The sequence below is a fragment of the Ruminococcus sp. AM26-12LB genome, from assembly GCF_003480785.1.
Lineage (GTDB): Bacteria > Bacillota > Clostridia > Lachnospirales > Lachnospiraceae > Blautia_A > Blautia_A fusiformis.
The window spans coordinates 85,302-99,102 of the sequence record NZ_QUJX01000003.1 but is presented as its reverse complement, the minus strand read 5'-3'; the positions used below and the strand labels follow the sequence as shown (position 1 = coordinate 99,102).

Annotated in this window: 10 protein-coding genes and 1 pseudogene; 1 reads left to right on the top strand and 10 read right to left on the bottom strand. The window is 38.7% G+C overall.

Translation table 11 applies throughout. The annotated features are described in order from the left end of the window. Positions 1-137: 137 nt before the first annotated feature. The gene (locus DW694_RS02715) at positions 138-851 is read right to left on the bottom strand and encodes a pentapeptide repeat-containing protein (protein ID WP_243269331.1); all 714 of its coding nucleotides are present in this window, start codon (positions 849-851) and stop codon (positions 138-140) included. A gap of 281 nt (positions 852-1,132) precedes the next feature. After that, positions 1,133-2,815, bottom strand: coding sequence for a recombinase family protein (locus tag DW694_RS02710; protein WP_256163680.1), 1,683 nt, complete (start codon positions 2,813-2,815; stop codon positions 1,133-1,135). 126 nt (positions 2,816-2,941) lie between these two features. Between DW694_RS02710 and DW694_RS02700 the strand changes: the two genes are divergently transcribed. Then, complete coding sequence (locus DW694_RS02700; RefSeq protein WP_118752510.1) at positions 2,942-3,448, top strand: transposase; 507 nt, start codon at positions 2,942-2,944, stop codon at positions 3,446-3,448. Here the strand turns inward: DW694_RS02700 and DW694_RS02695 are convergent. The 8 genes and pseudogenes from DW694_RS02695 to DW694_RS02660 form a co-directional block, all read right to left on the bottom strand. After that, on the bottom strand, positions 3,392-5,836 hold the full coding sequence (locus tag DW694_RS02695; RefSeq protein ID WP_118752509.1) for an FtsX-like permease family protein: 2,445 nt from the start codon (positions 5,834-5,836) through the stop codon (positions 3,392-3,394). The two genes, DW694_RS02700 and DW694_RS02695, sit on opposite strands and share 57 nt — an antisense overlap. Continuing rightward, positions 5,833-6,507 (bottom strand): ABC transporter ATP-binding protein, encoded by a 675-nt coding sequence (locus DW694_RS02690; RefSeq protein WP_006426335.1) that lies wholly within the window; start codon positions 6,505-6,507, stop codon positions 5,833-5,835. The genes DW694_RS02695 and DW694_RS02690 overlap by 4 nt, the downstream gene beginning before the upstream one ends. Before the next feature lie 177 nt (positions 6,508-6,684). Continuing rightward, complete coding sequence (locus DW694_RS02685; RefSeq protein ID WP_118752508.1) at positions 6,685-7,950, bottom strand: HAMP domain-containing sensor histidine kinase; 1,266 nt, start codon at positions 7,948-7,950, stop codon at positions 6,685-6,687. Beyond that, positions 7,926-8,615, bottom strand: coding sequence for a response regulator transcription factor (locus DW694_RS02680; RefSeq protein ID WP_118752507.1), 690 nt, complete (start codon positions 8,613-8,615; stop codon positions 7,926-7,928). Before DW694_RS02680 ends, DW694_RS02685 begins: the two co-directional genes overlap by 25 nt. 19 nt (positions 8,616-8,634) lie before the next feature. After that, positions 8,635-8,808: pseudogene (locus DW694_RS17105) on the bottom strand (23S rRNA (uracil(1939)-C(5))-methyltransferase RlmD); the annotation flags it as partial. A 422-nt stretch (positions 8,809-9,230) separates the two neighbouring features. Next, positions 9,231-10,268, bottom strand: a complete 1,038-nt coding sequence (locus DW694_RS02670; protein WP_110103429.1) for a virulence RhuM family protein — start codon at positions 10,266-10,268, stop codon at positions 9,231-9,233. A gap of 65 nt (positions 10,269-10,333) precedes the next feature. After that, entirely contained in the window at positions 10,334-11,404 is a 1,071-nt protein-coding gene (gene mcrC / locus DW694_RS02665; RefSeq protein WP_118752506.1) for a 5-methylcytosine-specific restriction endonuclease system specificity protein McrC, read from the bottom strand. Beyond that, positions 11,401-13,797, bottom strand: coding sequence for an AAA family ATPase (locus tag DW694_RS02660; RefSeq protein ID WP_110103431.1), 2,397 nt, complete (start codon positions 13,795-13,797; stop codon positions 11,401-11,403). The genes mcrC and DW694_RS02660 overlap by 4 nt, the downstream gene beginning before the upstream one ends. Between the last annotated feature and the right edge of the window lie 4 nt (positions 13,798-13,801).

The following is a 13,801-nucleotide window of genomic DNA, read 5'->3' as shown; positions in this document are numbered from 1 at the left end:
TACAACAAAAGATAAAACCGTTAAGATATTACTAATCATAGACATCCCTCCTCGAATACTTGCTAATGTTATGTGTCCTCATTTATACAAGTTAGCATACACCATCACTGGTTCCGGAGCAGGACTTAATTATTATATCATTTTTTATTCCAATTTTCAATTAGCAACATATACGAAAAGACAGTGTACATATTATTCCACTTTTCTTTCTTGCATAGAATCCGACTAAGTGTGTCTATTCCATCGATACCATACTTGTCATAAATTAAGCCAATCGTCCATTGATTTAATTTATTCTTATTCACATGAAGTACCTTAGCATTAAATATCGACTTATTCTTCGCCAATACTAATAATCTGTCCTCAACTAATCTATCAATATTAATCGTCCTATAAGTACGTAAAATTCTGATTCCCGGATTATCAAGATTAAGGTTTTTTGGCTCCTGCAGATTTGTACTAATAAATGTAACATCATCAAATTGAGTTCCTGCAAAATCCACGCCTTTGAGATTACAATTAAAAAATACTACATTCTTTAATCGTGCATTTTTAAATGATGTTTCACGCATGTTGCAATTGAAATAATCCACTCCAATGATATTTGCATCTCGATAATTACAATCAGTCATAATAGAGGCCTGATACTTTACATTATAAAAACGTGCACTTACAAAGCAAAGCTTATGCATATTCGCTTTATAATTGTATTTATTCGAGATACCACTCATCTTTTTATTGCAGTGAGTCAAAGTGAAAAATACAGGTTTCCCCATTTTTGCTCTTATAGAGTTTCTGTTAAACATACGCTTTCTTCTTTTTGCTACTCTTTTTTTCTTTGCTCTCCCCAACGGTATCTTCCTCCTTCCATATCATCTATTCCACTGCCAAGTCTGCCTCTTAGTATCGAGTGGCTTAAACTGCGGTCGGCTCTGGCAACAATCCCGGTGCCACAACCTCTGACATCTAATCCACAGCCTAAACCCTACCGCTATTCTCCGGTTACTCAATTTCTCTCCAGTCAGACCGAAAAGTAGATATGTTTCCATACAAGAAAACCGAGCTTTCCGCAAGGCTTCTTACGATGATACTAACCTTACAAAAAGCCCGGAAATACGCCACTTTTTAGCCTTTATTTATCTTTTCTTGACAGCAAACAGACCGTCTCAACGGTACTTTTGTTGTCCCAACAAAGTTCCTGTGTTTCCCTGTCTCCAAAATACACCGGAAAACGGAACTTTATGTGCTTCAGGAATCTGCCATCTGGCTGCTCCTGCTCATAAATGTCCACCTGTTCCACAAAGCTGTTAAGAAATTCTTTCTTCTCCAGGTCGGTGAACTTATCATATAGTTTATCAAAATATAAAAGAAATTGATAGACGTTTTCTTCTGATATTTTCTGTTGCCGGATATTCAGCAGGCGATTCTTGACTTCTTCTATACTGTTCTCCACGCCTTCAATTTCATCATATAGACGATATAAGCGTGTCTCCATATCCTGATATTTCTTTTCATAAAATTTATCCATAATATCCAGACTGTCCATCTGCTGTCCAAGTCTTGCTTTTGCTCCGGTCAGCTGCCTGTGCTGTTTTTCCAGTCTTTCAATCTCTTTTTCTATTTCTTCTGTATCTATTCTTGAACCGATTTTATTCAGAATTGCTTCTTCAAATTTAGGATTCTTCACCAGCTTCCGAATAACTTCTTCCACTGCATTGTTAATCTTCTCCTCACTCCATTGTTTACGATATCCACATTTATGACCATCTACCAGGCGACGATGTTTGCAGGCATAATAGAAATAATCCTTATATAAAGTTCCGTCTTTCTTTTTCTTTCGGTTCACGTTTCCATACATACCACTTCCACATAATGGGCATCTCAATATTCCGGATAAAATATGCTCATGATCGAGACTATGTGTCTTTTCATATTTCACACCTGTTTTTTCCCGTTTTTGATGTGCCAGCTCCCAGTCTGTTTCTGAAACAATCCCTTCATGGATACCATCGTGCAGCATATAATTTTCCTGCTTTACAATGCGGTATTCATTTCTTGTACCAGAAACTTTCTCGTTTTTCCTTCGTCCATAAGCCAGCTTTCCACAGTATACCGGATTATCCAGAACGCCCTTTATAAATGAAGCGGCAAATGCGTCCAGTGTATTATTCTGTCGTTTTTTCTTTTTGTATCCATGCTGGTTCAGCCATGCAGCAATCGCAGAGATTCCCATATTGGTATGAATAAATTTGTCATAGATCAGACGAATAATCTCTGCTTCGTCCTCTGCAATCTGCAATTCTCCATTTACTAATTCATAACCATACGGAGCAAATCCACCATTCCATTTTCCTTCCCTGGCTTTCTGCTTACGTCCTTCCATTGTCTGAACAAGGATATTCTCTCGTTCGATCTCTGCCACCGCAGACAGAACAGAAATCATCAGCTTTCCACTATCTTTTGAGCTGTCAATTCCATCTTCTACACAGATCAGATTCACTCCAAAATCCTGCATCCTCTGCAAAGAATTTAAAACATCTGCCGCATTACGACCAAATCTGGAAAGCTTGAACACCAGTACAAACTGCACCTCATCTGTTCCATTCTCAATATTATCCAACATTCTCTGAAATTCCGGTCTGCCCTCTACGCTTTTTCCAGACTTACCTTCATCGGAATACTCATTTACGATTTCCATGTTCTGAAATTCCGCATATCTCTTGAGTTTTTCTTTCTGAGCATCCAGACTGTAGCCATCTACCTGCATGGTTGTGGATACTCTGGTATAGATATCACATTTTATCTTTTTATTCACTTTTCCTCCTCTCCTCAGAACATCCCAAAGCAATTTCCAACAATTCCGTTGCAACTTGTGAATTTCTGATACGCATTAAGTTATCCCAGACATCAGCTTTTCCAAGTAGATTCATCCCGCCATGCCATGTACGACATTTTGAATCAATTTTACTTGGATATCGAGATTTCACATATTTCTACCAATGAGACAGAGCTTGCCAAGAAAAACCTGAATCATTTAAAGCGCATGAATATCAAACAGCCGGTATTAGTCATTTTTGACAGGGGGTATCCATCCATAGAATTTGTTGACTTTCTGGAAACGGAAAAGATCAATTACTTATTCCGTCTATCCTCCAATGATTATAAATTTGAGCGCAACAATATGGTATCCACTGACGAAGCCGTTATTTTGCGGCATACCCATCAGCAATTAGAGAAAATAAGGAAAAGACATCCTGATCGTTTCGAACATATGAAAGAAAAAGTAAGTACACATACGCGAATTATGACCTCCATACTTCCTTCCGGAAAAGAATTGGCACTTATGACAAATCTTCCCTTTGAAATCTCCCAGAAAGAACTGGAGGATTTGCTATCCCTGATACCTTATTCTTTCTACCAGCGTTTCCTTTTTCAGATTACTGCTTAAAACGCAGGAAAGTACAATCTGCAACAGACCGACCAAAAAAATCATAATAAAAATTGGTACGATTGGAACATGATAGATATTCATTCCAAATATTCCATTATGTTTTGCATAGGAAAAAAGTGCATAGCCGAGCGGCAGACCAATGATCAAAGCTACGCATATGGTACCAACCGTAAACATCATTCCCTGTAACTGCAGACATAAATTTAATTGTTTATTTGTCATACCCACAGCCTGTAATACACCATATTCCTGCTTTTTTGTCGTAATATTCATGATTATGGTGTTTGCCATATTCATAAAACCGATGAGTCCTACAACCGCCATAAACAGATAACAGCCAAGCTTCATCATGCGAGCTGTGAATTCTGCAGATTGTAACTGTGCATGATAGGTATCCATTTTTATATGCGAAGTATTAGAAATCAAAGTATTCAGACTCTGTTCCACAGATGCAACATCTTTTTTATCACAGTCCACCCACAGATAGCCATAGGCTGTTCCCCTCGGATTCATGGAACGGTATACACCTTCCGGAATGACAAGATAAGTGTCCGCGCTTACAAAGGATCCTGCAATCTTTCCCTGATAGGTATAGGTTTCACTTCCATTCTCAAAGTCAAATGCAATGGATTCACCCGGAGCATATCCATCTTGTTCCATCCACATCAACCAACCAAAGAAAATTTCACCATTCTTTACCGCCTGATCATAGTCCATAGAGCCAATATCCCCGTCTTGGCGCATAAAATCAAAATCATTTTTACTCACAATATCAGCCGGAAATCTTGTTCCGTTCAGATTTACAGAGACAATCTCTCTCGTCATGACATCTGTCACTCCTGGAATGCTTTTGATTTCTTCAATCATTGAATCATTCAATGGATTATCCGTCAGAATCGTATCCAGATTATTCTCCGGATATCTTTCATCGTACTCAGCAGAATAGTCAAGCTGCAGTTCAAATTGTCCATGATTAACGGAAAGACGTGCTTCATGCTCCGTATCAATATTTCCTACATAATTAGAGATAATCACAAACAATGCGCAGGAAAGCCCCAGTGTGAGGATGGTACCAATGGTTCTTTTTGGATTACCCGTTATATTTGCCATTGCCATAGAAAACACGGTGACATTTTTTCTGCCATTTCGTTTTCCTTTTTTGTGTGTTTCTGCATTTTCTAAATACCGTGTTGCTTCGATAGGTGAAATCCGTGAAACAATTTTCATTGGTTTACGCAGCGCCAAAGCAACGGTAAAAAATGACACGAAAATACATAGAAGCATAACAGGCAGGGAAAACAGTGGCATCTGCTGATTTTGGACTCCCATAGAGCCAGTTCCGGTTGATACAAGGTTTCCCTGTTCTACCAGCCAGTTAAAACCGCATTTTGCAATCAGAAAACCAAGAAGCAATCCAACTGGTATTGAAGAAATTGTCAAAAACATACCCTCTCTGAAGATCAGTTGTTTCATCTGCTTTTTTGTCGCTCCCAGAGCCTTGATTTTTCCATACTCCTGTATCTTGTTGGCAATACCGACCTGAAAAATATTATAAATGACCACAACAGAGAAAAGTACAATTGCAAGAATCAAAACCCCGCATACCGCAATCGTTTCATAACTCGGCTGCAAGACCCATTGCAAATAGAGATCATTGACTATAACGTTTTTTTCTTCGATCCCACAAGCTGCTGCAATCTGCTTTATAACCGACTCAATATTATTCATAGATACATTTGCAGAATCATTTAAAGTAAAATAAATATTATACTGTCTGTCATTCTCTGCGGCGTGCTCATCATAAAACTCCTGTGATCCGAAAGCAACATAAGATGCCTCGATGGTATACTCATCCCGATCATATAGGATTCCGCTGACAACAAATTCTTCCGGCTTATATTCTGACTGCATCCCTGCGCGGTAATCCAGTGTAACCGTATCTCCGATCTTTACATCACCATACCCCATTGCACGAAAAAATGCTCTTCCTGCGGCAATTTCCTGCATTTTTTCCGGATACTTTCCTTCCTTCAACTCATATTCTTTATTATAAGGAAGCATTTTTCTTGCAGTCTCATCCATGCAGACAAACCCGCCTTTTTCATTGCCTTTTATGATACCTTCGGTGCACATAGTGCCTGTAGCATCTATTTCCGCACGGCGGTTTACTTCTTTTAACTGCGATCCGTCTGCGGAAACAAACAGACCATAATTGCTTCCATATGATCCTGCCGCCTGACTTTTCTGTAAATGAATTACCCCATTTCCCACAGTACTGATGATAACAAGCAGCATCGTGGTCAGACAGATTGCCATCATGATCAGTATACTTCTTGTCCTGTTCCTTTTGTCATTGCTATATGCAATCCTGCTTATTGTCTTCATCTGAAATCCACCACCTGTCCGTCCTCAATCACCAGAATACGGTCAGCGACCTGTGCAATTTCGTCATCATGGGTAATCATTACAATTGTCTGTCCATATTTTTTTGCTGTCATCTTAAGCAGAGCGATTACCTCATCACTGGTCTTAGAATCAAGATTTCCTGTCGGCTCATCTGCAAATATAATTTCCGGACGATTCACCAGTGCTCTTGCAATTGCTACTCTCTGCTGCTGTCCTCCGGATAACTGATTTGGCAGATTATAAATCCGGTTTTCAATCCCCAGAGTTGCAATAATATCATTTACATACGCTTCATCCACTTTTCTTCCATCCAGCCCCAGTGGCAGTACAATATTTTCCCAGACATTAACAGATGAAACCAGATTAAATGCCTGAAAAACAAATCCGATTTTTCTTCTGCGGAAAACAGCAAGGGCATCTTCCTTCATCCTGTATAAATCTTTCCCTGCTAAAGTAACACTGCCTTTTGTCGGGGTATCAAGCCCTCCAAGCATATGAAGTAATGTACTTTTACCGGAACCTGACTTTCCAACAATTGCGACAAATTCTCCCTGCTCAATCTGAATGTCCACCTGATTGACCGCTTTGACCTGATTCTCACCTGCGCCATAAAACTTACAAAGCTGCTTGGTTTCTAATATCACACTCATGTGTTGCCTCCTTTTCAATTCTGTAAAGCGTACCTTTTCAGCACGCTTTCTTTGCCTGTTTATATATTTGGTCATTTTTCAACCTACATCCAAATTGTATCAGGACAATCTTTCATTTCACTTTCAAAAAACGAGCAGAAATCTTACAGAATTGTAAGATTTCTGCTCACTTAAAATTTAACCAACATATGGTAATTGAATCACAAACGTGCTTCCTTTTTTCTTTTTGCCGGAGGTTACCGTAATCGTACCTGCGTGTTTTTCGATAATTTCTCTCGATAGAAAAAGTCCGATTCCTGTACCACTCTTTTCCATGACCTCCTTGGAACTTCCTCTGTAAAATCGTTGAAAAATTTTGTGATACTCATTCTGCGGAATACCAATTCCCTGATCCTCAATTTCCATTCTTACAAGATCGTTTCTTTTTTGTAACCGGATAAATATTTTTGAACCACACGGACTGTACTTGACCGCATTATCCAGAACGTTGATCACAGCTTCACCAAGCCACCTTTTATCCTGCATAATCGTGCATGTTTCCAGCTCTTTTTCATAGTCAAAAACGAATTCAATTTCTTTCTCATCCGCTTTAGGATAAGTGCGGTTCACAGCAGATATGACAGTATCCATAAGCGGAAGTTTTTTCTTATTAATCTGAATCAGTCCAGTTTCCATCTTGGATATTTCAAGAAGCGACTGCAATAATGTCTCCAGTCCATCCAGAGCGCTCCGACAACGGATACGAAACTCCTCCTGTTCTGTGGCACTTAAGTCATTCTGCATCAGCACACTAAAACATGTATCCAAAGCTGCAACCGGTGTCTTTAACTGGTGAGAAATATCAGAAACCATTTCTTTCGTGTTCTCCTTTTCTGCCCTTGCTTCTTCCTTTATCAACTGAATATGATGTCCGATTGCTTCAAGCTGGTCATTCAATTTTTCCAGTTCTGCATGATTTTCCGTTTTCAGTAAATCATCAAATTTATTTTCACGGAATCTGATCAGAATTTCTTCCAACTGGTCTAAAATTTTCTGATGACACGCATCTTCTTTTTTCTTCCAATAAAGTAAAAAAGTCAAAAGAAGCACGCATATCACAGTGCTTACAGCACCGGTCACCATAACATGATGCCGGAATTGCGAATAAAATGCATTCCCTTTATTCCCCCAGTATCCATATTGCTCCAATAATCGCCTTCCCTGTTCGTTAGTTTCAATATCCTTATCCTTAAGCAATTCCGAAACAGCATCCAGCCCGGAAAATTCTTCCTTTGCAGCAATCTCTGTCATAAGATTCATTTTATATTTATAATCTTCATAAAACACATACGTGGTAAAGCAATTTAATATTGCAAACACTAATATGACCGGCAATACCAAAGACAAGGCTGATGTGAGTTTCCTGTGATATCTCTTTGTCACTGCCTTACCTCCTGATTCCATATATACCCAAGACCTCTGATATTCTTTATATAGACCGGTGCAGCCGGATTGTCTTCAATTTTCTCACGGAGTCTTCTGATATTGACAGCGATTGTATTTTCATCCACAAAATCCCCTTCCAGATCAAACACATTTTCCAATATTTGTGTTTTTGAAAGAATCTGTTTCGGATTCTGAAGAAAAAAAGTCAGCATTTTTAACTCCGTTTTTGTCAGACTGATTTCACGACTCTTTATCAGGACTTTCATTTCTCCTGCGATAAATACGATATCTCCCGAAATCATCTTTCCGGCTTCCGTTTTCTCCTGTCTGCGGCGGAAATGTGCTTCTATTTTCAAAAGAAGTACCGAAAGACTAAACGGCTTTGTAATATAATCATCTGCCCCTGCTTCATATCCCATGACCTGATCCATCTCCTGATCTAGTGCTGTAAGACAAATAATGTATGTATTATAATTGCATCTCATCCACCTTACAAATTCCAGTCCATTCCCATCCGGAAGATTCACATCACAAATGGTAACATCCACATTATTATCATTTGCAATTCTTTTCGCTTTTTTCACTGATTCTGCTGAAAAAACCTCATATCCGGATTTTTTCAGTGAAAATGTAATTCCACGATTTAAATTTTCATCATCTTCAACCACGAGTATACCTGGCATAGCATCTGACCTCTCTTTATTAACTATTCATCTTAAAATGCTTCAATGCCTCCACAATTGCACTCTCTTTATCTTCTGGACACTGCGGTTGCCTGCTATCTTCATTTTTAGGTAAATTATAATTCTTTCCAACCTCAATTCCGCATTTTCTCTTTACCTGTGAGATATACAGATTGGAAACCTTCATGCCGGCTTTTGTTTCAGTTGGGACAAAAGAACCACAGTCTCCACATGGCTCGATAGGTCCGGATTGATGTCGGTCATCGGGAACCTATCCAGACTAATATGGTATGTACCAAAATATCTCCGTTTGTTTGCGGAAACATATCTACAAATTCTGTAGCAGAAAATTCTTGATACATTCCGCTATCCATATCACAGCCTAAACCTCGCCTGTTCACGGAAAAAGTTCAACTTTTTTATTCGTTTCTACTATTATAGTGATTCAAACATAAAAGTCAAATTTTGCAAGGAACCTCCATCGCCTCAACCTTGTCCGTTCTTCCTACAAAAACAGGTCAACAGCTATTTTTCGTCCTAACTGATAGCCAGGTTTCCATGCACTCGACCTTATCATACCTGAAAATCCAGCATTGAAAGAGAGGACCGATCCTATTACTTCTTCGCATTCTCTTCCAGTTCCAACATGTATTTATCAAAGTCAGACATGAACAATCTGTCCTGAATAACACGATACTTTTCAAATTCAGTCTCGGCTTTAGCCTTGGCAATCTCTGCCGTGATCTTTCCTGCATCCTGAAGGACCTCTCTGTCATCAGCCATCAGGAATAGATCCAGACGCTTTGCCCAGTCCTCCATTGTCATCGGAATGTAACGTTCTGCACGATCCTCGGCCAGATCCAGATAAGCAGAAACGATACGCTCTAATGAACGCATTTCCTGCTCTGAAAGATAATTCTTCGCAACACTCACATCACTTTTTACAATCTTTCCTTCCGGTGCTGCTGCCCACGTGGTCAGCCCCATATGTGGCTTATCAGCATCTGCTCGCTCATAAATCAACTCTGCTGCCGTATGTCCGTGAACTGCATAATGCATCTTGTTCTGCACCTTGGCAAAAAACTGCTTTGTTGTTTTGGATGTGCGGTCGTAATCAAGAGCTGTAGCATAGATGTCCGTTATCTTCTGATAGAATCTACGCTCAGATAAACGGATCTCACGAATCTGCTCAAGCAAACGATCAAAATATTCTGTTGTAAGCACTGATCCACCATTTTTTAGACGTTCGTCATCCATAACCCAGCCTTTGATGGTGTAGTCCTTGGCAATTTGATTGACCCATTTACGGAACTGAACCGCACGCTCTGAATTTACTTTAAAGCCTACTGCAATAATCATCTCCAAGGAATAGTGATTTGTGCTGTAGCTTTTTCCGTCAGCGGCAGTTATCCGAAATTTTCGGATAACTGAATCCTCTTGTAATTCGCTATCACTGAAGATTTTTTTTACATGATAATTTATGGTGCGAACATCCACATCGTACAACGTGGCCATCATCTTCTGTGTCAGCCATATATTCTCATCCTCATAGCGCATCTCAATGCTGTCCTGCTGATCACCGACAGAAGCAACATAAGTCAAATATTCTGCAGCGCTGGAACGGATGGTTATTTCATCTTTTTTCTTTTTCAAATAAGAGACCTCCTTCTGGTTTCTTCTCATTTCACCAATTGAAAATCACAACAAAATTGATGGCTTTAATATTTCTTTGCAAGTCCAGAAAAATGTGACTCCACAATTCTATCCATCTGATTAGCAATCTCCGCAAAAGGCTGGTTCAAGTCTAGAGTTTTAACACTTATCTGACTTCCATGCATTTGATACACATTGTCCGGTTGTATTTCTTCTTCTGTCTTTGCATAGAGAAGCATTCCAGAAACTGTATTTTTCTCCTCTCCAAATTGATAACTCCGATTTTTTACGTATGTAAAAATCTGATACAAATTATTGGAATGAATCGTATGTTTATCAAACTGGGACTGTGTTGTGTGACTATAGTATTTTGCGTCAATAATAAGTACAGTATTGCCACGTTGCAGATGAATATCACTTTGCATGACCGGAAGCATGGTTCCAATACCATCATCCAGTGACCACGGAATCTGTGATGCACTGACAGATAATTCAGGATAATGTCTGCTGTAATATTCCAGAATAAATTTCTCATACAACCTACACATACGTTGCTCATCTACGAAAGAGGCTAACCTATAGTCACCTGAATCTGTTGTAATAAGCATCCCCTCAATAATCAACTGGCAAATACTTACAAGCATTCTATATGTTTGATTGTTACGCTGAAAACGAATGGACGACCATTTAATTCCTGTTGGTTCTATTATCTCTACATTTGAAAAATACAACATTTTCTTTTTTAGATCATCTTTGTATTTTGCTTGCACTTTTCCATTGCGTAAAAGAAGCGTAACAGTTGTTTTCAGTATTTGATTCAGTAAATTGTTTTCTGACAACTCATCAAAGTCGCAAGTAAGTACCCTTTTATGTGCCAACCTATTTTTAATTGTACCCGGCATATTTATTTTGCCGCGCATAACTGAAAGTTCTTCCTGACGACTTATGTATTCTCTATATAGCCCTTGCTTTAACTGCAATCCAATTCCCTTAGACAGAATCGCTGCCAGCAGATTATACATCTCGTCAAAAGACTCTACTGCAACATCTTCATAGGTTTCTTGGTTCAGTGCCTGAAAAGCATAAGAAAGCATATGATAAATATTATTGATTAAAATGCTCTTATCCTTTGTCATTGAAATACACCGTGCAAAATATTCTCCCAACGTTGCAGTTTGTCTGTATCATCAAACCAGTATTCTGCTAACATAGGCAACACATCAAAATCAACCACATCTTGCATCCATTCTTCTGTACACTCATCTGTGTTACAGAAATAGCTATGCCCAATACAGAAACCTTTACCAAGTGATTTATCTTTAGCAATTTCTTGGTTCAATTCCTTAATACGGTCAATCAGAGTATTGAATGTGTCGTTTGCGAATCCTTCCTGATATTTAATAAAACCTTCTGAATCAAATCCCGGTTCCATATCAAAGAAGCTAAAACGACGACGAAGTGCGTAATCAATCATCGCCAGACTTCTATCAGCAGTATTCATCATACCAATGATATGTAGACGCTTTGGGACAGAGAAACTTAGGCCATTGTAGGCTAATGTTGCTTTCGTATCTCTATAATCTGCCTCAATTAACATGAGTAACTCACCAAAGATCTTACTCATATTTCCACGGTTGATCTCATCAATGATAAAGAAATAATCTTTATCAGGATGGTTTGCAGCCTTTTGACAAAATCTATAGAAAATACCATACTTCAATTCAAATCCATCTTCAACCGGCTTATACCCCATCATGAAATCTTCATAGGAATAATTTTGATGGAATTGCACAAACTCTATGCGATCATCATCCTTCTCACCCATAATCGAATATGCAAGTCTCTTTGCCGCAAATGTCTTTCCAACACCTGGAGCACCTTGAAGAATAATATTTTTCTTCTTTTTCAAAACTGCAACTAAGCGCTCATACTTTGCTTCAGTCATATATACATCATTTAAGAACTTTTCTTTGTCATATTTTTCAATACTATCTGCTGCAGGTGGTGCTGGATTTTCATCACGAATCATGTCATAAATGAAATCATATTCACCCTTTGTCAGTTTGAACAGACTACCCTGCGGATTACCAAAGTACTCCATCTTTTCAAGTTCTGGACAAGCTTTCAGAGTTGCATAATCAATTGGAGAAGACAGCCCTTCTACTTTTTCAAAATAAATTGATTTTCCATCTTGTTCCGCACTAATTTTGAGAATTGCAACTACCTGCTTTACCGGTGTGGACTCATAGCCGATTATCATATCTCCAGCCTTTGCATCTAAGAAATTCTGAAAAATACGCCGTTTATTGCCATTATCATTATATAATGTATAATCCTGTACTTCTCCAACTGGCATGCTAGCCATACTCCATATTTTGGGATTTGCATTCAAAAACCAGTATCTATGATCTTCTTCTCCTTCTTCATCTTGCGCATACAAAAGGACTTCTGATAAATCGACTTGATCTAGAGCTTCTGCTAATTCATCACGAAGTTTCCAAACATAAGATCCTTCTTCATCTTTTGCAGCATTCTTACCAACATATAATACAGGCCAAAATCGAGAGTTTTCTTCATCTCTTGCAATTACTGGACATCCAGTTTTTTGAACAATACGTCTTGCCAATGCAACAGATCCACTATTATAAAAGTTCTTGGTTTCTCCATATTTCACAGCAAGCTGAGTGCAAGTAGCCTTTCCACCATAATCCTTCATTCGTTTCATGATTTCGAGACTGCTCTCATTAAATACGTCTTTATCTGTCAGAAGCTCTAACCAATCCTCTACCGTTAATGCCGGAGTATAATCAGTCGGCCACCACTCATCCGCTTTAGGACCTGGTTCCTCCTTGTTCCAATAGCGAGAAATAAAGAAGCCCACATCTATTGTAAGAGTTCGTAATTCAGGATCAGCGTAACATGTAGATGTCAGCTGAGAATTAAGCAGATTTTTAAGTTCATCATCCTGCTGAAGTTCAGCACAAATCTCATCATAAAATGCCACAAAATTCCTGATGTTATCAGCATAAGCACCCTTTTTGAATCGATAATCACTTTCCAGCTCCGACGAGACAGCTTTTACTTCACTCAATTTGTAGATGTAATATTTATCCGGATATCGAAGCCATAAATATGTCATTATCGCATTTTCATACTGGTAATGCTGAGCCGCTCCATTGCCATACCTCTCTAATAACGTATTAGATTTATTTTTGAAGCTGGCTACTCTCTCGTATAAATCCTTGCTCTCATCATACAGTTCAATATACATTGAGCGTACTTCTTCTGGCGCAATCTCTGCAAACTTGGTAATCATTCTTGCTGGGAAGTTATTTACCGATGTCAACAAATTAGCCGTCTGAGCAAGTGACTTTGTTAGCATCTGTGCAAAATCATCTGAATTGACATCCCAATTTAACTGAAAGCATTGCACAGCCTCCCATTTATATTTTTCATTAGGCCACTGTTGTTGCACAAAGCGTTTTTTGTACTCTACCAGCACTTCTTTTAGTCGAAATTTATCGAACACTGTC